At 59.6% G+C, this 19,809-nt stretch carries 21 protein-coding genes; 5 read left to right on the forward strand and 16 right to left on the reverse strand.

The features are described from left to right. Positions 1 to 12 precede the first annotated feature (12 nt). A complete protein-coding gene (gene prfA / locus KI617_RS17460) occupies positions 13 to 1,095 on the reverse strand; it encodes a peptide chain release factor 1 (RefSeq protein WP_226448440.1) in 1,083 nt (360 codons plus the stop codon). 131 nt (positions 1,096 to 1,226) lie between these two features. Between prfA and KI617_RS17465 the strand changes: the two genes are divergently transcribed. Beyond that, on the forward strand, positions 1,227 to 2,858 hold the full coding sequence (locus KI617_RS17465) for a GGDEF domain-containing protein (RefSeq protein ID WP_226448442.1): 1,632 nt from the start codon (positions 1,227 to 1,229) through the stop codon (positions 2,856 to 2,858). Between the two features lie 10 nt (positions 2,859 to 2,868). On the opposite strand, the gene hemA is transcribed toward KI617_RS17465, so the two are convergent. From hemA to KI617_RS17490, 5 genes are all read right to left on the reverse strand, one after another. Further along, positions 2,869 to 4,119, reverse strand: a complete 1,251-nt coding sequence (hemA, locus tag KI617_RS17470; protein ID WP_226448444.1) for a glutamyl-tRNA reductase — start codon at positions 4,117 to 4,119, stop codon at positions 2,869 to 2,871. 72 nt (positions 4,120 to 4,191) lie between these two features. Next, a complete protein-coding gene (locus KI617_RS17475) occupies positions 4,192 to 5,259 on the reverse strand; it encodes a sulfate/molybdate ABC transporter ATP-binding protein (protein WP_226448446.1) in 1,068 nt (355 codons plus the stop codon). Continuing rightward, entirely contained in the window at positions 5,259 to 6,122 is an 864-nt protein-coding gene (cysW, locus tag KI617_RS17480; protein ID WP_226448448.1) for a sulfate ABC transporter permease subunit CysW, read from the reverse strand. Before cysW ends, KI617_RS17475 begins: the two co-directional genes overlap by 1 nt. Beyond that, positions 6,119 to 6,994: a sulfate ABC transporter permease subunit CysT gene (cysT, locus tag KI617_RS17485; protein WP_226448450.1), complete on the reverse strand. Its 876-nt coding sequence runs from the start codon at positions 6,992 to 6,994 to the stop codon at positions 6,119 to 6,121. The genes cysW and cysT overlap by 4 nt, the downstream gene beginning before the upstream one ends. Beyond that, on the reverse strand, positions 6,995 to 7,993 hold the full coding sequence (locus tag KI617_RS17490) for a sulfate ABC transporter substrate-binding protein (RefSeq protein ID WP_226448452.1): 999 nt from the start codon (positions 7,991 to 7,993) through the stop codon (positions 6,995 to 6,997). 192 nt (positions 7,994 to 8,185) lie between these two features. Between KI617_RS17490 and KI617_RS17495 the strand changes: the two genes are divergently transcribed. Continuing rightward, the gene (locus KI617_RS17495) at positions 8,186 to 8,758 is read left to right on the forward strand and encodes an OmpA family protein (protein WP_226448454.1); all 573 of its coding nucleotides are present in this window, start codon (positions 8,186 to 8,188) and stop codon (positions 8,756 to 8,758) included. Between the two features lie 94 nt (positions 8,759 to 8,852). On the opposite strand, the gene KI617_RS17500 is transcribed toward KI617_RS17495, so the two are convergent. The 6 genes from KI617_RS17500 to KI617_RS17525 form a co-directional block, all read right to left on the reverse strand. Next, positions 8,853 to 9,035 carry a hypothetical protein gene (locus KI617_RS17500; protein ID WP_226448456.1) on the reverse strand — a complete coding sequence of 61 codons (183 nt, stop codon included), beginning with the start codon at positions 9,033 to 9,035 and terminating at the stop codon, positions 8,853 to 8,855. Between the two features lie 160 nt (positions 9,036 to 9,195). Then, the gene (locus KI617_RS17505; protein ID WP_226448458.1) at positions 9,196 to 10,116 is read right to left on the reverse strand and encodes a hypothetical protein; all 921 of its coding nucleotides are present in this window, start codon (positions 10,114 to 10,116) and stop codon (positions 9,196 to 9,198) included. An 89-nt stretch (positions 10,117 to 10,205) separates the two neighbouring features. Then, on the reverse strand, positions 10,206 to 10,910 hold the full coding sequence (locus KI617_RS17510) for an ABC transporter ATP-binding protein (protein WP_226448460.1): 705 nt from the start codon (positions 10,908 to 10,910) through the stop codon (positions 10,206 to 10,208). Between the two features lies 1 nt (position 10,911). Beyond that, positions 10,912 to 12,105: an ABC transporter permease gene (locus tag KI617_RS17515; protein ID WP_226448462.1), complete on the reverse strand. Its 1,194-nt coding sequence runs from the start codon at positions 12,103 to 12,105 to the stop codon at positions 10,912 to 10,914. Further along, the gene (locus tag KI617_RS17520; RefSeq protein WP_226448464.1) at positions 12,102 to 13,295 is read right to left on the reverse strand and encodes an efflux RND transporter periplasmic adaptor subunit; all 1,194 of its coding nucleotides are present in this window, start codon (positions 13,293 to 13,295) and stop codon (positions 12,102 to 12,104) included. Before KI617_RS17520 ends, KI617_RS17515 begins: the two co-directional genes overlap by 4 nt. Next, positions 13,292 to 13,897 (reverse strand): TetR/AcrR family transcriptional regulator, encoded by a 606-nt coding sequence (locus KI617_RS17525; protein WP_226448466.1) that lies wholly within the window; start codon positions 13,895 to 13,897, stop codon positions 13,292 to 13,294. Before KI617_RS17525 ends, KI617_RS17520 begins: the two co-directional genes overlap by 4 nt. 211 nt (positions 13,898 to 14,108) lie before the next feature. On the opposite strand from KI617_RS17525, the gene KI617_RS17530 reads away from it, so the two are divergent. After that, positions 14,109 to 14,453 (forward strand): hypothetical protein, encoded by a 345-nt coding sequence (locus KI617_RS17530; protein WP_226448468.1) that lies wholly within the window; start codon positions 14,109 to 14,111, stop codon positions 14,451 to 14,453. 274 nt (positions 14,454 to 14,727) lie between these two features. Next, positions 14,728 to 15,159, forward strand: a complete 432-nt coding sequence (locus tag KI617_RS17535; protein ID WP_226448469.1) for an NUDIX hydrolase — start codon at positions 14,728 to 14,730, stop codon at positions 15,157 to 15,159. Positions 15,160 to 15,200: 41 nt separating this feature from the next. On the opposite strand, the gene KI617_RS17540 is transcribed toward KI617_RS17535, so the two are convergent. Further along, on the reverse strand, positions 15,201 to 15,569 hold the full coding sequence (locus KI617_RS17540) for a Crp/Fnr family transcriptional regulator (protein ID WP_226448471.1): 369 nt from the start codon (positions 15,567 to 15,569) through the stop codon (positions 15,201 to 15,203). A 51-nt stretch (positions 15,570 to 15,620) separates the two neighbouring features. Beyond that, the gene (locus tag KI617_RS17545) at positions 15,621 to 16,247 is read right to left on the reverse strand and encodes a ParA family protein (protein WP_226448473.1); all 627 of its coding nucleotides are present in this window, start codon (positions 16,245 to 16,247) and stop codon (positions 15,621 to 15,623) included. Positions 16,248 to 16,324: 77 nt separating this feature from the next. On the opposite strand from KI617_RS17545, the gene KI617_RS17550 reads away from it, so the two are divergent. Beyond that, a complete protein-coding gene (locus KI617_RS17550; RefSeq protein ID WP_226448475.1) occupies positions 16,325 to 16,897 on the forward strand; it encodes a hypothetical protein in 573 nt (190 codons plus the stop codon). A 63-nt stretch (positions 16,898 to 16,960) separates the two neighbouring features. On the opposite strand, the gene KI617_RS17555 is transcribed toward KI617_RS17550, so the two are convergent. Both KI617_RS17555 and KI617_RS17560 read right to left on the reverse strand, forming a co-directional pair. Next, positions 16,961 to 18,202, reverse strand: coding sequence for a sensor domain-containing diguanylate cyclase (locus tag KI617_RS17555; protein ID WP_226448477.1), 1,242 nt, complete (start codon positions 18,200 to 18,202; stop codon positions 16,961 to 16,963). Continuing rightward, positions 18,203 to 19,765, reverse strand: a complete 1,563-nt coding sequence (locus KI617_RS17560) for a CYTH and CHAD domain-containing protein (protein ID WP_226448478.1) — start codon at positions 19,763 to 19,765, stop codon at positions 18,203 to 18,205. Between the last annotated feature and the right edge of the window lie 44 nt (positions 19,766 to 19,809).

The following is a 19,809-nucleotide window of genomic DNA, read 5'->3' on the forward strand; positions in this document are numbered from 1 at the left end:
CAGCGACAGGAATCAGCCCTGCTCGGCCAGTTCCGCCAGCAGATCGGCCTGATGCTCGGCCGCCAAGGCGCCAAGCAGTTCATCCATGTCGCCGTCCATGATTGCGGCAATTTTGTACAGCGTCAGGTTGATGCGGTGGTCGGTGATCCGCCCCTGCGGGAAGTTGTAGGTACGAATGCGCTCGGAGCGGTCGCCGGAGCCGATTAGACTCTTGCGGGTGCTGGAGATGTGTGCCTGCTGGGCGCGCACCTGGACGTCCTTGATCCGCGCTGCCAGCACCTTCATGGCCGAGGCCTTGTTGGCGTGCTGAGAACGGCCATCCTGACATTCGGCGACGATGCCGGTCGGCAGGTGGGTAATGCGCACGGCCGAATCGGTCTTGTTGATGTGCTGGCCGCCGGCACCGGAAGCCCGGAAGGTGTCGATGCGCAGATCAGCCGGGTTGAGATTGACGTCCTCGACCTCATCGACCTCGGGCATCACCGCCACGGTGCACGCCGAGGTATGGATGCGGCCCTGGGTCTCGGTTTCCGGCACGCGCTGGACGCGGTGGCCGCCGGACTCGAACTTCAGCCGGGAATAGGCGCCGTTGCCGGCCAGCCGGCAGATGATTTCGCGATAGCCACCCAATTCTGATTCGTTGGCCGACATGACTTCGACCTGCCAGCGCTGGCGTTCGGCATAGCGTGAATACATGCGGAAGAGGTCGCCAGCGAACAGCGCCGACTCGTCGCCACCGGTGCCGGCACGGATTTCCAGCAGCACGCTGCGCTCGTCGTTGGGGTCTTTCGGCAACAGCAACTTCTGCAGTTCGACTTCGAGTTCCGGCAGGCGAGCCTTGGCGCTGGCCATCTCTTCCTCGGCGAACTCGCGCATGTCGGGGTCGCCCAGCATGGCCTCGGCTTCGGCCAGATCATTTTCGGCCTGGCGGAAGGCATTGAACTGGACGACCACCGGCTCGACCTCAGCCCGCTCGCGTGATAGTTTGCGGAACTGATCCATGTCGTTGGCCGTGCTCGGCGCCGACAGCATGCGGTCGATTTCATCGAGACGATCAACCAGCAACTCCAGTTTTTGGCGGATGCTCGATTTCATTTTGGCGGGCCAGACAATAAAGGGATCAAGGGGGCGTTATGGTACCCGAGAACGCCACTCGCCGGCGATGGGAGGAGATTGCCAGCAAGGAATCGAGGCCCGATAATCACGCTCTTGAAAATGCCTATCTCATGCAGACCGTCTCCCATTCCTTCATTGCATTGGCCCAAAGCCTAGAGCTGCGCTGGCAGAGCTATCGCGAAAGCGGTGACTTCGATCAATTCATCGAATTCACCCTGTCGCTGAACGGCCTGACCGAACGCCTCGGGCAGCAGAACCTGCCCGGCCTGGCCAGTGCCTGCGAAGAACTGGAACACCGGGCGCTGGCCCTGTTCAACGACAGTGCCGCCCACCCGGTCACCCACGAGAATGCCGACGCGATCAGCCAGCAGCTCAACACCATTCTCCGCGTCCTGCAGCGCCATGAAACGCCCGCCGTCATCGCCAAAAGGCTCTCCGACAAAGAAGACAACGAGCCCGACCAATGGATTCGTCAACGTAAGGTCCTGATCGTCTCCCGCCCGGAGCATCCGTGGGCTGCGGCGCTGGTCGAGCAGCTTTCGTTTTACGGTTTCAAAGCCCGCACCGCCGGCTGGGACGATGCCCCCGAGATGGACGAGCCGCCACTGGCCGCAATCCTCATCCCCGACCGGGAAAACAGCCTCTATCCGCCAAGCGCTGTCGCCGCCCTCCAGCGCTTGAAAGCCAGTTTCGTCACCACATATTTCTACTGTCTGTCGGTGCCATCCTCGCTGGAAGCCATCGTCGGCTTGCAACGAGCCGGGGCGAATGTCTGCATCCCGGCCGAAATCAAACTCAGCGACATCCTGTCGCGCATTCTCGACCTGGTCGAAAGCCGCGAGCAGGAAACCCACCGCGTGCTGATCGTCGAGGACTCCCGTACCGCCGTCGCCCATATCCAGCGCGCCCTGGACCTGCAAGGCATCGACAGCCGCGCCATCAACACGCCGCTCGCCCTGCTCCAGGCCACCTCGGAATACCGGCCGCACGCCATCCTGATGGACATGTACATGCCCTTCTGCACCGGCGTCGAGGTCACCCGGGCGCTGCGCCAGATTCCCGAATACCAGTCGCTGCCGGTCATCTACCTTTCCGGCGAAACCGACATTGCACAGCAGGTCGAAGCCTTACGCCTGGGCGGCGACCAGTTCCTGACCAAGCCGGCCAATCCGATCATCCTCGGCTCGGTCGTCAAGACGAAGATCGACCGCTACCGCGACATGCTGCGCTCCGGGCGCCACGACGGCCTGACCGGCTTGCTCAACCACTCCGCATCCAAGGAACAACTGGGGCAGATGTTGCGCCGCGCCCTGCCTGCCGGGCATTTGGCGGTGGCGATGATTGACATTGACCGCTTCAAATTGATCAACGACAACTACGGCCACCCGGTCGGCGATCAGGTCATCCGCAGCCTGGCCTGGCTGTTGCGGGGCCGTTTGCGCAACAGCGATCTGATCGGGCGCTACGGCGGCGAAGAATTCATCGTCGCCCTGAACGGCGTCGAACTCAGCCAGGCCATTACCCTACTCGACCGCATTCGCCACGACTTCTCGCAACTACCGCACGCCCATAGCCGGGGTGCCTTGCGGGCCAGTTTCAGTTGCGGCGTCGCCAGCGTGCCCAGCTATCTGACCGGCAGCTCGCTGATCGAGGCAGCCGATGAGGCGCTGCTCCAGGCCAAACGGGAAGGTCGCAACCAGATCATTGCAGCTGGCCGCAAAAAGCAGGAATTAAGCGTCTAAGCGGAAACGCCTAGTCGGCGGCGTGCAGGTGGAATAGCCGCGCCGCGGCGCCCTGCAGGTCGGAACGTTCGCCGCCTTCGGCCGAATTCAGGGTTTGCGTCGGCGCATGCAAAAACTTGTTGGTCAGGCGATGCGACAGGTGTTCAAGCACTTTTTCCGGTGCCTCGCCCTTGGCCAGCAACTTCATTGCATGCTCCATCTCGTGGCGGCGCATGCGCTCGGCCGAATCGCGCAGGGAACGGATAACCGGCACCGTATCGCGCGACTCCAGCCAGCCGAGGAAATCCTTAACCCGGTTGGCGATGATGTCCTCGGCCTCGACCACCGCGGCCTGCCGTGATTCCAGACCGCTCTCCACCACCTGCGCCAGATCGTCGACGGTGTAGAGGAAGACATCGTCAAGTTTGCCGACTTCCTCTTCGATATCGCGTGGGACGGCGAGGTCAACCATGAACATCGGCCGGTGACGGCGTACCTTGATTGCCCGTTCGACCATGCCGAGGCCGATGATCGGCAAGGGGCTGGCGGTACAGGAAACAACGATGTCGTGCTGGGCCAGATGCTCGCCCAGTTCGTCGAGGCGAATGGCCGTGCCGCCATACTGCTCGGCCAGCGCCCGGCCGCGTTCCAAAGTGCGGTTGGCAATGGTGACCTGCTTTGGCTTGCCGGCGCAGAAATGCGCGGCGCACAACTCGATCATTTCGCCGGCGCCGATGAACAGGATGCGCTGCCCGGCAATCGACTCGAAGATGCGCTCGGCCAGATGGACGCCGGCGGCGGCCATCGAAACGATATTGGCGCCGATCGCCGTCGTGCTGCGCACTTCCTTGGCGACCGAGAAGGAACGCTGGAAAAGCTTGTGCAACTGCGTGCCGAGCGTGCCGTTTTCTTCGGCAGCCCGAACCGCATCCTTCATCTGGCCGAGAATCTGCGGTTCGCCAATGACCATCGAATCGAGGCCGCTGGCGACGCGGAAGGCGTGACGAATGGCCTCCGGCTGGTCGTGGGTATAGACGTAGGGGGCCAGTTCCTCGCGCCCGACCTGATGGTAATGAGCCAACCAGTCGATCACCACTTCCGGCGATTCGGCGGCGCAGTAGATCTCGGTGCGGTTGCAGGTAGACAGGATCGCCACCTCGCGCACCGGCCGGTCACGCGTCAGATCGGCCAGCGCATGCCCCAATTTGTCGGCGCCAAAAGCCACGCGCTCACGAATGGCGAGCGGTGCGGAATGATGGTTGATGCCGAGGGTAAAAATCACCGGATTGGGCTGGCGCAAACGAAACGGGGGCTGATTATAACATCCGCCCCCGGCCGCCCAGATTGCTCTGGATCAGAACAAAAACGCCTGCTTTTCCGGCGTCGAGCGCGGCAGGGCGTCGGCACCGAATACTTTCATCTGGCGCGGCCTGAACCACACGGCCTGGCCAACCGCCAGTTGCAGCGACTCGTGCCGTTCGCGCGACAGTTCGACTTCGACGATCTCGCTACCGTGCAGCAGTTCGATACGGACCACCGGGCCAATCGGGTGCACGTGCTGCACGGTCGCCTGCAAGCCCTCTTCGCTCGGCTGGTGGCTGATGTCGATATCGTGCGGTCGGACAAAGGCGGTCGCCTTTTCAGTGGCTTCACCACGTTCGACCTCGGCATACGCGCCCTGCTGCCGGCTGTGAAAGACATTCACATTGCCCAGGAACTGGTAAACGAAAGGCGAAGCCGGGCTGGAGTAGACCTCGTCCGGCGAGCCGATCTGCTCGATCCTGCCGTGGTTCATCACGACGACACGGTCAGCCACTTCCAGCGCCTCCTCTTGGTCGTGCGTCACGAAGACGCTGGAAATGTGCATCTCGTCATGCAGGCGGCGCAGCCAGCGGCGCAGTTCCTTGCGCACCTTGGTGTCGAGGGCGCCAAACGGCTCATCGAGCAGCAGCACTTTCGGTTCGACGGCCAGGGCGCGGGCCAAGGCGATGCGCTGGCGCTGACCGCCGGACAGTTGCGACGGATAGCGATCAGCCAGCCAATCCAGTTGGACCAGACCGAGCAGTTCCATGACCCGGCGCTTGATGTCGGCGTCAGACGGCCGTTCCTTGCGCGGCTTGACGCGCAGGCCGAAGGCGACATTTTCGAACACCGTCATGTGGCGGAACAGCGCGTAGTGCTGGAAGACGAAGCCGACATTGCGATCGCGGGCGTGCAGGTGGGTCGCCTCGGCGCCGGAAAAGAGGATTTCCCCTTGGTCAGCGGTTTCCATGCCGGCAATGATGCGCAGCAAGGTCGTCTTGCCGCAGCCGGAAGGACCGAGCAGGGCGACCAGTTCACCGGTCGGGATATCGAGATTGATGTTGTCGAGCGCGACGAAATTGCCGAAGCGCTTGGAGATGTTGCGGATTTCGATACTCATCAGGTTTTCTCTGGGGCGAGGACGGTGTTCAGCATTTCGGTTTCTTTTTTCATCCGCCATTCGACAATGGTCTTGGCCACCAGCGTGACGAGCGCCAGCAAGGCAAGGATGGAAGCGGCGGCGAAGGCGCCGATGGCGTTGTATTCGTTGTAGAGGATTTCGACGTGCAGCGGCAGCGTGTTGGTTTCGCCGCGGATATGGCCGGAAACCACCGACACCGCGCCGAACTCGCCCATCGCCCGGGCATTCGACAGGATCACGCCGTAGAGCAGGCCCCACTTGATGTTGGGTAGCGTGACGCGCCAGAACATCTGCCAGCCGGAGGCGCCGAGCGACACCGCTGCCTCTTCCTCGTCCTTGCCCTGCGACTGCATCAGCGGGATCAGTTCGCGGGCGATGAAGGGAAAGGTGATGAACATGGTCGCGAGGATCATGCCCGGCACGGCGAAGATGATCTTCAAGTCGTGTTCCGAAAGCCACGGGCCAAATGTCCCTTGGGCGCCGAACAGCAAAATGAAGATCAGGCCGGCAACGACAGGGGATACGGCAAACGGCAGGTCGATCAGCGTAATCAGCAGGCTCTTGCCCCTGAAATCAAACTTGGCAATCGCCCAGGCCGCCGCCACGCCGAAAACGATATTGAACGGCAAGACGGCCAGCGCGATGACCACAGTCAACCAGATCGCCGAGCGGGTTTCCGGCTCCTTCAGCGCCTCGACATAGATCGGTACGCCCTGGGCCAGAGCCTCGACGAAAACCGCCACCAGCGGCAGGCCGAGGAAAAAGAACAGGAAGCCAAGGCCAACGGTCAGCAGCGAGTAGCGAACCCAGCGCGGCTCCTGCGTTGCCCGAGTCGATTTCATTGCGTACCTCCGCTCGCCTTGGCCGCAGTCACTTCAAGCGGCTCGCTGTTCTTGTGGCGATTGGCCGCCCACCATTGCAGCACATTGACCGCCAGCAGCAGGATGAAGGACAGGGCCAGCATGACCACGGCCAGCGCCGTTGCGCCGAGCACGTCGTACTGTTCCAGCTTGGAAATGATCAACAGCGGCGTGATTTCCGAAATCAGCGGCAGGTTGCCGGCGATGAAGATCACCGAGCCGTATTCGCCGACAGCGCGGGCAAAGGCCAGCGCGAAGCCGGTCAGCAGCGCCGGAAAGATGGCCGGAAAAATGACCTTGACGAAGGTTTGCCAGCGCGACGCGCCAAGCGAAGCCGCGGCCTCCTCGACCTCGGTTTCGATATCCTCGATCACCGGCTGCAGGGTGCGAACGACGAAAGGCAGCGTGATGAAAGTCAGCGCCACGACGATACCGAGCGGCGTATAGGCGACCTTGATGCCCAGCGGCTCAAGATACTGGCCGAGCCAGCCGTTGCCGGCATACAAGGTGGCCAGCGTGATACCGGCCACCGCCGTCGGCAGGGCAAAGGGCAGATCGACCAGCGCATCGACAAATCGCTTGCCCGGGAACGGGTAGCGCACGAGTATCCAGGCCACGATCAGACCGAAGAAAGCGTTGATCGCGGCGGCCAGAAACGAAGCGCCGAAGGTGACGCGAAAGGCCGCCAACGAGCGCTCACCAAGGGCGATGTCGATGATCTGCCCGAAGCCGAGTTCGGAAGCCTTGAGGACCATGCCGCCCAAGGGCAGCAGGATCAGGATCGAGAGATAGACCAGTGTGTAGCCCAGCGCCAGACCGAAGCCAGGCAACACACGGTGAGTTTTAGCCGCCATTTACTTGCTTTGGTAAATCTGGTCGAAACTGCCGCCATCCTTGAAGTGGGCAGCGAAAGCCTTGTTGGCGCCTCCGAAAACTTCATCGACGGTAAAGGTCTTCACCGGCGGGAAGAAGGCAGCGTACTTCTTGAGCAGCTCGGCATCACGCGGCCGCAGGTAGTTCTGGGCAGCGTTCTCCTGGCCTTCCTTGGACCACAGGTACTCCAGATAGGCCTGCGCCTGCTTGCGGGTGCCCTTCTTGTCTACCACCTTCTCGACCAGTGCCACCGGGAACTCGGTCTGCATGGTCAGGCTCGGGTACACCACTTCAAATTCGCCCTTGCCGAATTCCTTGGCGATCATCTCGGCTTCGGATTCGAAAGTGATCAGCACATCGCCCATCTTGCGCTGCATGAAAGTCGTCGTCGCGTCGCGGCCACCGGCGGCGAACAGCGGGGCATTCTTCAGCAGTTTGCCGAGGAATTCCTGCGCCTTGGCATCATTGCCGCCCGGCTGCTTGAGCGCCCAGGCCCAGGCCGACAGGTAGGTGTTGCGGCCGTTGCCGGTGTTTTTCGGGTGGGGAATGATCATCTGGACGCCCGGCGCAGCGATATCGTTCCAGTCCTTGATTGCCTTCGGATTGCCCTTGCGGACGATGAAGACCATCGTCGAGGTGTAGGGCGAGGCGTTGTTCGGGAGTTTCTTGGCCCAATCCTTGGCGACCAGGCCCTTTTCAGCCAGGAACTCGATGTCGTTGGCCTGGTTCATGGTCACCACATCGGCTTCCAGACCGTCGGCCACGGCACGCACCTGCTTGGTCGAGCCGGCGTGCGACTGCTTCAGCTCGACGCTCTCACCCGCCTTGGCCTTCCAGTATTTCTGGAACAGCGGATTGAAATCCTTATAGACGTCACGCGCCACATCATAAGAGGCGTTGAGCAGGGTGGAATCAGCCAGAGCGGCGCCAGCCACCAGGCTGAGCAGGACGGCAGCGATTGATTTGCGGAACTGGGTCATGGTTAAACTCCCTATGCGATGGAGGCGAATCTATCCGACCCGTTTATAACCACAAAGACGAATTTTGAATTTGTTTATATCCGTTTCTACACTCTTCGTACCGGAACATCCGGCGAACAGCCGCGGGGCACTATTCGTCAGCCACGCCAGGGGCTATCATTGAACATTCACCACGCAGCCAAAAACTAAACGATGCGCGCCTCCCTGCCTGCCACACTCCTGCTTTCCACCTTGCTCGCCGCCTGCGCCTCGAAAGGCGACATCCCGCCGAGCAAGCACATCTCGCAAAGCGGCCCGCTCAAGGTTCATCCCGGCCTGCTCGGCCAGCCAGTGCCACCGGAGCTGCAACAGGAGGTTCGTACCGCAACAACGACCTCGACCGCGGGTACCGCAGAATCCGCGATCAAGATGGACCCGGTCGGCTTGCGCACCCAGCGCAGCATCTATTTCGACCTGAACAGCGCCGACATCAAGGCCGATCACGATCCGGCCCTGCGTGCCCATGCCCGCTACCTGGCCGAACATCCGAACGCGCGCGTCCGGATCGAAGGCAATGCCGACGAACGGGGCAGTGCAGACTACAACCGTCGCCTGGGCCTGAAGCGCGCCGAAAACGTGCGCTCCACCATGCTCAACAACGGAGCCGCTGAAAAGCAGATCAATATCAAGACACTCGGCGAAGCACGCCCGAAGCTCGCCGGCCACGACGAAACCTCCTGGTCGGAAAACCGTCGTGCCGATGTGGTGTACGAGCGGGAAGACTAAGCAGAAATCCAAGTAAGTGCGCTTTGCCGGGCGCACCCAGCAAAAAGGCCTCGCTACCCAGCGAGGCCTTTTTCGTTTGGCGCAGCGATGGCTGCTACTTCTGATCGCTCAATTCGTGCGAGGGAAGGCTGGCCAGCCACTCGGAAAACGGAATTTCCTGAACCTCCGGCACACGCCTTTCCACCGACTTCCGGCGCTCCCGCCAGCCATTGGGCGGCCCCACTTCGCAGTCACGGCGATCATCGCCCGAGCGTTTCTCGTTTTGCACAACCATCACGCACCTCGTCCTTGAATTCGCCCCGGAATCGACGCATTCCGGCCAACTTCAATTTAAGGGATCATGCAGAATCCGTCAGTGAAGTAACTCACACTGAAATAAAAATGCAATCAGACAAGCAAACCTGTCGGGAACGGATTTCAGCGTTCGGTCCCGCCACCTACTGAACCAGCGAGAATTCCCTGGCATCGATCCGTTTTTTGTCTTGCAAGCTCGTCGTTCTGACAAAGCGGACCTTGCTGGATAGCCCGGTATTCAGGTCTATGCTTGCACTCAGGTGGTCCTGGATGTTCAATCCGCTCAACTGCTTCCGCATGTTCTCTTCGTCAATTTTGCTCATCTTGCCTTGCGCCATTTGGGAAATCAGCTGAGCAACTGATTCGGCTTTAACCGACTGTCGGGTTTCCAGCTGGAAGGCATTTGGACTGCCAGGCAAGCTTGAAATGGTGGTTACACCAGTGGCCTTGAATGGTTCACCGCCAAAGGGGTTGGACATTTCCGAGTCGAACCGGACAGGCGTGCGGGCATTCGGGTCTGCGCCAGCCCCGACGAACAGCAGCGGTACGTCCTTGAGCAACACGCCCACAATGACCTGCCTGGAACTGAACATTCCCTGCAACTGGCTTTTTGCCTGCTCGGGCAGGCCATCCTTGAGGGAATTCGCGAGCTGGTCGATGAGCTTTCTGACTGCCGCCTGAACCTCTTCGAAGTTTTGCAGATCCTGAATCTGCCCCTGCTTATCGATGACGACCCTGAATTTGAGCGACTGGACGATTTCCTGGGCATCGTTCAGGAAGCGCTGAACCTCGGGCCTCTCGGCCGACATCGACAGTTCGCTCTTGCCATATCGCAGCTCCACCAGGAAAGCCTCCTTCGTTGCCTTGAGAACCGTGAGCGATAGCGGCGTAATCGACCTGGAAGCCTGCTTTCCCGTTGATGACTCGCTTGCTCTCTCGTTGACCGAAAGCCACTGGTAGGTGGCCCCCTCCTGAAGTCGCAGGCCAAGGGCAACAGGCTCCGCATCAACATGGGTGGCACAAAACACTGCAAAAACAAGTACAGCCTTGGCCAGGTAGCGCATTTTTGAAGCCCCTCCAATCAAGCCGGTGAGCGCCAAATCTACTGCCAACGACAGTCCAGGTGCAAAGAAAAACGTCGGCCTCAGCGAAATCAGCCTAGCGCCTGGCCGGCTTCCTCGTAGGTTTTGCCATCCCTGATATGGTAAATCCGCTTGAAAGTCGGGATGATTTTCTCGTCGTGCGTCACCACGATGATGGCCGTATTGAACTGCTGCGCCATCTGGTTGAGGATGCGCACGACACTCAAGGCGCGTTCGCTATCCAAAGGCGCGGTTGGCTCATCGGCCAGAATAACGGGCGGCTGGTTGGCCAAGGCCCGGGCAATGGCGATGCGTTGCTGTTCCCCGCCCGACAGTTGTGACGGCTGGGCCTTGGCGCGATGCCCTACGTCCAGCGCTTCAAGCAATTCGAGCGCCCGTTTCCTGGCTTCCACATTTGGCCTACCCGCCAGCATCGGCAGCAGGGCCACGTTGTCGGTGACATCGAGAAATGGAATCAGATAGGGCGCCTGAAATACGAAGCCAATCCGGTCACGCCGCAAGGCTCTCAGGTCCGGAATCTTCCAGCCATTGTCGTAGATGACCTCGTCGCCTAGCGTCATTTTGCCGGTAGTCGGCTCAATCACCGCCCCCAGGCACTTCAACAACGTGCTTTTCCCGGAGCCGGAGGGGCCAATCAAGCCAACCACCTCCCCGGGGGCGACGGTCATGTTCACGTCCTTCAAGGCGTCGACTGCGGTATCGCCTTCGCCGTAGCGCTTGCTCAAGCCTTCGATATGAATCCCGAAGCCGTCCATCTCAACCTCCAATGGCCGTAGCCGGATCAACGCGCAAGGCGGCCCGAATCGCCAGCGTGCTGGCCAGTGCACAAATGACCATCACGACGACAAACCCGCGCGCGGCATCGCCGGGCTCGAGCAGAACATACTTCGGGAAGAAAGGCGCCCATACGGTGGCCGAAACCTTGCCGACCAGAAAGCCGATGAATCCGAGACCCAGGGCCTGCTGAAGAATCATGCCGGCAATGGTCCGGTTGCGCGTGCCGATCAGTTTCAACACGGCAATCTCGCGAATCTTGCCCAGGGTCATCGTGTAAATGATGAAGGCAACGATGGCCGCACTGACCACCGCGAGAATGACCAGAAACATCGCAATTTGCCTGGCCGAGGTGGCAATCAGCTTGGCGACCAGAATCTCTTCCATTTGAACCCGGGTGAACGCCTGCAGGTGCTTCCAGCGCCTGACTTCATTCGCCACCGTGTCGGGCTGGCTACCCGGTGAAAGCTGGACCAGCACTGCATTGACGTTTCGATTCGCATTCTGCGATGCCTGGATGGCTTCGAGCAGCCCGGGAACCCCTGGACGATTCAGCGTCGGGTTGGCCGCTGTTCTTGCCCGCTCATTGAGGATGGCATCGTTGTCCTTCAGGAACTGAGCCTCCTGGGCATCCTTCAGCGGAATGAAGACCATGGGGTCGCCGCCGGACGAAACCATGCGTTTGGTCAGGCCGACGACCCGATAGTCGTGCCGACGAATTCGAATGCTATCGCCCAACTGGAATCCGGCTTTGACGTCGGCGACGGCCTCGTAATGGTTACGGGTGATGTGGCGGCCAGCCACCAAGTATCCCGGCTCTCCGGGTTGCCCGGGTTCGAAGCCGACGACCATGGCCCGCACATCGGTATTGTCCAAGCGCACCTGCATGGTCAGGTACGTCACGTTGGCGGCACGGGCCACGCCGGGCAGGCCGAGCAAAGAACGGTACACGTCGTCATGGAGGCTCGACGATTCGGCATACGGCCCTTGCGTGTCCTGCTGCACGACCCACAAGTCTGCACCGCTGTTATTGAGCAGTGCCTTGGCATCATCGACCATGCCGCGATACACCCCGGCCATGGTCAGGGTGACCCCAATCAGCAAGCCGAGGCCGATTCCGGTCAGCACGAACTTCGACCAGGAATGCAGGATGTCGCGCCCGGCCAGACTGATCACTTGCGTTGTCCCACCAGTTGGTCGACGACTTTAACGCGCCCGCCTTCAGACAACTCGCGCTCACTGTGCACGATGATTTCGTCACCGGCAGCAATCCCCGCCACCACCTGTACCAAGCCATCCAGACTGCTGCTGCCGAGTTTGACCGCAACAAAGGCCGGCTTGCCATCGCGCAGCAGCCAGACGCCGGTGCCCTGGGAGGTCTGTTTGATGGCTGCATTGGGCAAGGTCAGGCCCGATTGATTGGCGACCGTTTGCACCGTCACCTCGGCCATTTCACCAATGCTGAGGCCCGCAGGAATCTGGTCAAAGGAGACCAGGGCGATGCGCTCTTCGGTCACGCCGTCACTGAGCGGTTCGATCCGGACCACCTTGCCGGCTAACGGCACTCCCGGATTGCTGCGCAGGGCAATGCTGGCGATTTGCGCCACCGCCAAGCCGCGGGAGCGCCCCTGATCCAGTCGAACCTTGACCCAGAGACTGGCGGGCTCGACCAATTTGACCACCGACTGGCCGGCAATAACCGTCGAGCCCGCTTCAGCATCACGACTGGTCACCACACCGTCAATCGGTGCGACCAGGCGCAGGTTGTTCCTTTGCTGGCGTAAGCCATCCTGATCCGCCTTCAGGCGAACGAGCTCCTGGCGGGCGCTTTGCAGATTGGCCTCGCTCGCATCGACGGCGGCCTGGGCGGAAGTCAATTCTTGCTGCTTGCTCTCGACGGCGCTGGGGCTGACAAAATGTTTATCGCCGAGGTCGCGGTAGCGCCTGGCATTCAAACCGGCTACCGCCTGGCGGGCCAGCACATCCTTGCGCTGTGCCTCGGCCGCCGAAACCGCGCTGGATGCCCGGGCGGACGCGGCGTCGAGCGAACGAAGCCGTTCATCCAGGTCGACCGGGTCGATCTCTGCCAGCAACTGTCCAGCCTTGACGCGCTCACCCACATCGACATGGACTGCCTTGACGCGACCCGCCGCCGTGGGGCCAATGAAATAGCTGCGCCGCGCTTCAACAGTGCCAATGCCGAACAGCGACGATGACAGGTTGCCGCTTTCAACCCGAGTGATGGTGACCTTGGTAGGCGCCAGCGGGCCAGACCGGGCGACGACAAAACCGAAGCCAAGCAGAAGCAGCACGGCAAAAACAAGCAGACCAAACTTGCGACTGAGAAGGCTATCGAGCTTTTTCATGGCTTGGCTCCGAGTCCGGCCAGATAAAGGTTCAGGACACCGACTGCCTGTTGCTCCATCTGCTCAGTGCTTCCACTGAGCATGGCTTGGATGACCAAGCCCTGGATCGCTCCAAGGAACAAGGCGGCCGCCGATGGGCAATCGACATCGGCGCGAATCAGCTTGGCCTCCATGGCCGAGGCCAGGGTTTGAGACAAGTTCTGCCGGTAGCGCTGCATGATTTGCTGAACCCGTTGCTTGACCGGGGACTCGGCGGGTTGCTGTAGCTCGCCAAAGATGAGGCGAGGGGCCCCGGGGTATGCTTTGGCGAAGCCGACATGGGCCATGAACATGGCCTTGAGGGCAGCCAGCGCGTCAGGAGAGCGGTCCCTGGCGGCCAGGAGTTCGAGCATCAAATGCACTTCTATCCATTCGACTACGGCCAGACGGATGGCTTCCTTGCTGGCGAAGTGCCGAAAAAGCGCTCCCTGAGTCAGGCTCATGGCTTTGGCGATGTCCGTGGTCGTGATATCGGCGGGGCAACGCTCAGCCGACAAGCGAATCATGGTCGCGATGATTTCGGTCTGGCGAGACTCAGTGGATTGGCGCGGATTAGACGACATGGCAACTTGTAAGTAATAAATTACTTACAAGTGTAGACGGTCTAATTCAGATTTGTCTAATATTTCTTGTGCCAATTGCAACTATTTGTTGCTGCGGCATTTTTTCTGAAAATCAGGGCTATAACCATATTGAAGGCTTGAAGATGGCATCTAACCGTCTCGGCCTTGGCAGTTGGATTGAGTGACTTGTTGCTTTATTGGGAGAGCCAAAATGACCAAAAACACCGTAAAAATCATGCTGTCTGCAATCGCTCTGGGCTTGATGACCTCGGGTGCCATCGCCGCGGATGAACCCATTTACGGCAGTCAGATGATGACCAAGCAAGAACGGATGGAACATCGCACGAAAATGAACGCAGCAAAAACGGCTCAAGAGCGTGAGCAGGTCCGCCTGGAGCACCATGAGCAAATGAAGCTGCGTGCCAAGGAACGAGGAGTTACCTTGCCGGATGACCCGCCGCAGCAAGGCGGAGGTATGGGTAGAAGCATGGGCCCCGGCGGTGGCATGGGCGGCATGGGTCCCGGCGGAGGAATGGGCGGTGGCCGAGGCCGCTAAGCCTTGGTCACACAAAAGGGGCGTCAGATAACGAACAAGTTACTGACGCCCTTGGTGCAACGAAACGAGGCATTTCACCACCCGGCAAGCCGATGCAGGGATAGTTGCCATGGCGCGAAGCACATGGTGCAAGGAGGCGAGCAAGCCAAATCCAGCCTCCGGCAAAGTCGAAGCAAGTTCAAAACGGTGTCATTAAACGGAAATAATTAAACAATATAAATCGTTTACATTATTCGAAACGACTCAACTACAACTGCCACCGCGAACTTCAGACATGGACAAGGGATATAGCCAACCAGGCGCCTGGGCTGTCATTTACTGCGCCGCTACCGGTAAATTTCTGATGGGGAAACGCTCGTCCAAGGTCAATAAAAGCGGAGCCTGGAATCTGTTTGGCGGGCGTATCGATAACGGTGAGCGCCCCCGGGAAGCCCTTGCGCGTGAGCTGGGCGAAGAGGCTGGGTTAAGCATCAAGCCGCGACACTTGGCAAAACTGCATACGGTCTCCCGACGGCTTCGCTCGGGGCAGGATGAGCGGGATATGCATTACTTCGTGATCAAAGCTGACCGGGGGTTCTCACCGCGCCTCAATCGCGAACACAGCGACTTCCGCTGGTTCGCGGCCAAGCAACTGCCATCCCGATTCAATGGGCCAACCTCGATTGCCATCAAGAAGGGGCTGCTTGAGAAAGCAGCCGGGCATTAGCTGGGGATTTCTTTCAACCCCCTGCAGCAGGACGGCGCTTTTTACTCGGCACCCACCAGCAACTTGTTCGTTGCACGAAGTCGCTCCGCCATCATGCGCATGACCTGAATGGCGAAATACGGCGTTTGTTGCACCAGGAACTGAAAGCGCTTTTCATCGACCGCGACGAATTCGCAATCTGTCGTGGCAATCACGCTGGCCGAATGCGGCCCTGGCGACACCAGGCCCATCTCGCCAACGATACTGCCGTGCGCCAGAGTTTCGACGACGCGGTTCTGAACAAGCACTTCAGCAGTGCCGGTTTCGAGGACGAACATCTGATGGCCATCATCGCCTTCGCGGAAGAGGGCTTGGCCTGCCGGGATCGTGATTTTTGCGGTGTTGTGAGAAAAGATCTCGATGGGAATCATTTCAATTGTCTCCTTGTTATTTCTGCGAAGTAATCCTGGCGAACATCACGCTCAGTGACGGCTAACCAGCCAATTCAACAACGGACGCCACTGGATGTCCACGGCGGCCGAATTCGAGTCATTGTCGAAAAGCGTGACCCCGGTGTCGGCCGCCTGCAAGTAGCGTTGCGACTGGGCGATGCACGTAACCACCGGCAGGTCAAATTCCTTAAGGAATTCAAGCAACTGGGTGTAGGCATGGGTGCGGACATCGACACGCATCCCGACGACGGCAATATCCACCCGCTCCTTGCGCACGGCTTTGGTTGCGGCAAGCTCTTCAAAGAACTCACGGGTGGCCAGCATATCGAAACGCGACGAAGAGACCGGCACGACCACCTTGTCCACGGCGTTCAACGCCTCTTTCAGGCGCTTGCCATGCAAACCGGCAGGCGTATCCAGAATAGCGAAGTTGCAGTGTTTGGGCGGCAGCTGGAAATCGTCACCGGAAATTTCCCAGTGCCGAATCGGGGACAGCTTATCGGGGCGAGCCTCCAGCCAATGCCGGCTTGATTGCTGCCGGTCGAGGTCGCCCAAATAAACAATCTCATCGTGCCGGGCAAACCAGCTTGCTATATGAACCGACAGGGTTGATTTGCCACATCCACCTTTGGGATTGGCCACCATGATTTTGCGCATCTAAATTGCTTTGCTTCCGATTAGTGTATAAAGTGTTTATATAGTTTATACCTTTGATGCCAGTTTAGGAGAGCAAAATGAGCAAGGAAGCCGCAGTTCAGCCAGCGAAAGACGAAGTCAAAGCCACCGAAGTCGCCACCCCGGTTGTTGAAAAGAGTGAGCCGGTTACCGCCAAACCCGCGGCACCGGAGCCCAAGAAGCCAGTAGCGACGGCTGCTGCGGTAGAAAAAGTGGCGGCCAAGCCCAAGGCGGTCAAAAAGGTGGTGGCAGAAAAGGCGACCAAGAAAGTAGCCGCTGAAAAGCCAGCTCCGGCCCCCAAGGCGCCGGCCAAACCGGTCAAGGCAGCCCCCGTCACCGCCAAGGAAAAAGCAGTCGAAGCCCCCAAGGTGGAAAAAGCGGAGAAAGCCCCCAAGGCAAAGAAGCAAGCGCCGAAGAAGCCGAAACTGGTCCGCGACAGCTTCACCATTCCGGAGAGCGATTACGCGCTGTTTGCAAGCCTCAAGCAGCGTGCGCTGACTGCCGGCGTTGAGGTGAAGAAGAGCGAAATTTTGCGCGCCGCCGTGGTGACGCTGGCCAAGCTTGATGATGCTGAACTCGCCAAGGCGTTTGGCCTGGTTGAACGCATCAAGACGGGTCGCCCGAAGAAATAAGCTGAACGCTTCAACGGGGCGGCTTCGCGGTTAGAAGCCGCGCCATTCACGACCGATACTGCCTCAGCCGGCGACCACGCTGTTTCGCCCCGAGGCCTTTGCCTGATAGAGCGCCGTATCGGCCCGCCTGAGCAGACTTTCGGTCGCTTCTTCATGCTGATGCTGAGCGACACCGATACTTACCGTAATGCGGGGTAGCGCCGGAATCTGTATCTCGGTGACGGATACCCTCAAGCATTCTGCAAGATGAGCCGCATTCCCGATGTCCGTTTGCGTCAGGAGAATGGTGAACTCCTCCCCGCCCCAGCGGCACACTGAGTCAGTTTCCCGAACCCGGCTCTCGAGTTTTTTGGCCAGTAAGACGAGCACCTCATCCCCCTTGTCATGACCAAATTGGTCATTGATGCGCTTGAAATGGTCGACATCCAGAATCAAGAGGCAGTAGTCCATATCGTTACGCCGCTTCTGCTGACGTGCCTTTTCCAGCAAATTCAGAAAATGGCGGCGATTCCACAGGCTGGTCAAAGGGTCGCGCAACGCTGCAAATTCGAGTTCGTTCTTCAGGCGTTTTTGCTCGGTAACATCATGAACAACGCACAGCATGAGCCGCTTTCCGTCGATTTCCAGCGGACTGGCATAGGTCTGCACATCTCTCAGGCTGCCGTCGGCAAGGCAATGAACAAAATTGAGCGGTCGGTGCCCCCCGGGCAATTTGGCCACCTCGCTCATGATGGACAGCACCTGCCGGCCGAGCGCATTTATTTCCCAGGTGTGTTTGCGGCAGAAACCTTCCCGGGTGTAGCCATAAAACCGGCATGCTGCCAGGTTGGCATCAATGATGAGGCCATCGGCCGCCGGGTCGATCAGGAGCATGGGCGCCCCATTTGAATGAAATAGCTGGTCGTAGAGACCATGCCCCATGAGGTCGCAAGACGGCAAAACAGCGGCAGCTGGCAGGCTGGACAGTATTCCTTCAACGAGGATCTGCTCTCCGTCTGAATTCTGGTTGAGCAACGACAACTGGCAACTCAGGGGAACAGGCTTTCCATTTTGAAGAATGGTCCAGATTTCGATGATGGACTCGCGGGCCCGTAGTGCCGGCAGATAGGCGGCAAGCTGTTCTTCCGCATGGGCTGAATGACTGCCATGGCGCAGTGCATGCAGGTCCGAGGTAGAGGACAGCCGCTCCGCAGCCGCGTTTGCAAAAAGAACTTCGCTGCTTTGACTCGAAACAATCCATACCGGCACGACCAGCATATTCAGCGCCCGATGCTCGGGCAGAGGCAAGGCACGCGACTCGATCATCTATTCGACTTGCAGCTTGATGTCGTGTTGCATGCGGCGCCGGATCTCCGTCAGCCCCCGCCGTTCGCATTCCGTACACCAAGGCTGACAGCGGCTCATCACCGACTCGGCAAGATGCAAGGCATCGGCCAGCACGGCTTGTGCCTGCGGGGTATGCCACACCGCAACGGCTTCACGAGCTTCCTGCGGAATTGCCTCTTGCGCCACCCAGTCATGCAAGCGGGAAAGGGCGACCTGGAAGTCGTTGATGAAGCCAAACGCATCCTGCAGACCGGCAATCGCTTTCGCGTACTCAAGCATCTCGGCGTTGTCGAACAGGGGAGCGAAAAACTCGCACGAATAGCGCAGATGCTTCAAGGCGATGCGGAAGCGATGGGCTCGCTCCGGCGTTGGCGCCTTGAGCGTCTTGACCAGCAGTTTCACCGCATTCCGGTGCAAAACCGAGAGTTGCTTTTCGGCGAACCGTGGCAGGTTTTTCGGGAAATCGTCGGTCTCCAAATCCTGCAAATCGCGGGCAAACAAAAGAACGGGGCCGCCGTAGCGCAGCTGTTGTACCTGTACGAGCGCTTCCTGCTTGGCCTTATCCAGCGCGCTCACCGCAGCACTGACATTGGCGCGGATTTGCGACTCATCGCTCTGCAACATCGGCACCAGTATCCCAGAGCGCATCACATCCAGGTCACGGACATCCCCGGTAATCCGCGACAGTTCCTTGACGCGTTTCGTCCATTGCGACTGGTAGCGCCTCGGCAACGCTGGCTTGAAGACCTTGATGAGGCTATTGAGACGACGCAGGGAAACCCGAAACTGATGCACAAACTCCTGGTCTTGCGATGTCAGGGCGCCCAGAAGATTGGCTTGCCACATCTGCATGCCCTGGCTGGCCAGAAGCCGGAACGCTTCCGCCGAACTCTGCTTGACGTCCAGAGGGCTGGGGAGTGCTTTCTGGGGACCGGGAATCTGGTTCAAGAATAACTGGTAGCCGCGCTCGGCCTTGCTGACATCGTGAGGCACCAGCGGCAGGTGTGTGGCCAGGGCCGTGGCAAAATCGAGCAGGTCTTCCGGGTTGCCCTGCTCCAGCTCAAGCTCCACCTCTGAAATGGGCAAGACCCGGTCGCCTGACGATACGTAGCCAGTATCCACCATGACCCATAGGGCAATTTTCCTGGAAATCTCGATGCGCCAGGTTCGCCGCTCAAACGATGTGGTGAACACCGGAACCAGGCTCGACTGCCGTTCTTCCAGAAAAGCCCGCACCTTGCGGGCATCAACGGCGCTGAAATCGAACGCCCCCGAATAAGGCGTTTCCCACTCGGGACGGGCCGACAGACCGGCCACAGACTTGGCTGCACATTTGACCGTTTGCAGGCGTTCAGTCGGTGTGGCGCGAACCCGAAGCGCCATTCGCTCCTGGTGCAGCGCCAGATCCGGGGTGTCGTAATAGGTGTTTTCCAGGCGCTTGGCGGGGCCGGATTCGACACCTGCCGCGATGAGGGGATGAATCCCAACGCGAGCGATATCGTCGGGAGAGCAGTAGAGTTTCAGTTCAACTTCGGTGGCCATGGCGCTGCGAGTGGAGTCAGGATGCTGTGAAGTCTATCGAAAGC

The sequence above is a fragment of the Ferribacterium limneticum genome (genome assembly GCF_020510625.1).
Classification (GTDB): Bacteria; Pseudomonadota; Gammaproteobacteria; order Burkholderiales; family Rhodocyclaceae; genus Azonexus; species Azonexus limneticus_A.

Coding starts and splice junctions, on each gene's coding strand:
- prfA (WP_226448440.1), bottom strand. CDS start 1,095: ATGAAATCGAGCATCCGCCAAAAACTGGAGTTGCTGGTTGATCGTCTC.
- KI617_RS17465 (WP_226448442.1), top strand. CDS start 1,227: ATGCAGACCGTCTCCCATTCCTTCATTGCATTGGCCCAAAGCCTAGAG.
- KI617_RS17475 (WP_226448446.1), bottom strand. CDS start 5,259: ATGAGTATCGAAATCCGCAACATCTCCAAGCGCTTCGGCAATTTCGTC.
- cysW (WP_226448448.1), bottom strand. CDS start 6,122: ATGAAATCGACTCGGGCAACGCAGGAGCCGCGCTGGGTTCGCTACTCG.
- cysT (WP_226448450.1), bottom strand. CDS start 6,994: ATGGCGGCTAAAACTCACCGTGTGTTGCCTGGCTTCGGTCTGGCGCTG.
- KI617_RS17490 (WP_226448452.1), bottom strand. CDS start 7,993: ATGACCCAGTTCCGCAAATCAATCGCTGCCGTCCTGCTCAGCCTGGTG.
- KI617_RS17495 (WP_226448454.1), top strand. CDS start 8,186: ATGCGCGCCTCCCTGCCTGCCACACTCCTGCTTTCCACCTTGCTCGCC.
- KI617_RS17505 (WP_226448458.1), bottom strand. CDS start 10,116: ATGCGCTACCTGGCCAAGGCTGTACTTGTTTTTGCAGTGTTTTGTGCC.
- KI617_RS17510 (WP_226448460.1), bottom strand. CDS start 10,910: ATGGACGGCTTCGGGATTCATATCGAAGGCTTGAGCAAGCGCTACGGC.
- KI617_RS17520 (WP_226448464.1), bottom strand. CDS start 13,295: ATGAAAAAGCTCGATAGCCTTCTCAGTCGCAAGTTTGGTCTGCTTGTT.
- KI617_RS17525 (WP_226448466.1), bottom strand. CDS start 13,897: ATGTCGTCTAATCCGCGCCAATCCACTGAGTCTCGCCAGACCGAAATC.
- KI617_RS17530 (WP_226448468.1), top strand. CDS start 14,109: ATGACCAAAAACACCGTAAAAATCATGCTGTCTGCAATCGCTCTGGGC.
- KI617_RS17535 (WP_226448469.1), top strand. CDS start 14,728: ATGGACAAGGGATATAGCCAACCAGGCGCCTGGGCTGTCATTTACTGC.
- KI617_RS17540 (WP_226448471.1), bottom strand. CDS start 15,569: ATGATTCCCATCGAGATCTTTTCTCACAACACCGCAAAAATCACGATC.
- KI617_RS17545 (WP_226448473.1), bottom strand. CDS start 16,247: ATGCGCAAAATCATGGTGGCCAATCCCAAAGGTGGATGTGGCAAATCA.
- KI617_RS17550 (WP_226448475.1), top strand. CDS start 16,325: ATGAGCAAGGAAGCCGCAGTTCAGCCAGCGAAAGACGAAGTCAAAGCC.
- KI617_RS17555 (WP_226448477.1), bottom strand. CDS start 18,202: ATGATCGAGTCGCGTGCCTTGCCTCTGCCCGAGCATCGGGCGCTGAAT.
- KI617_RS17560 (WP_226448478.1), bottom strand. CDS start 19,765: ATGGCCACCGAAGTTGAACTGAAACTCTACTGCTCTCCCGACGATATC.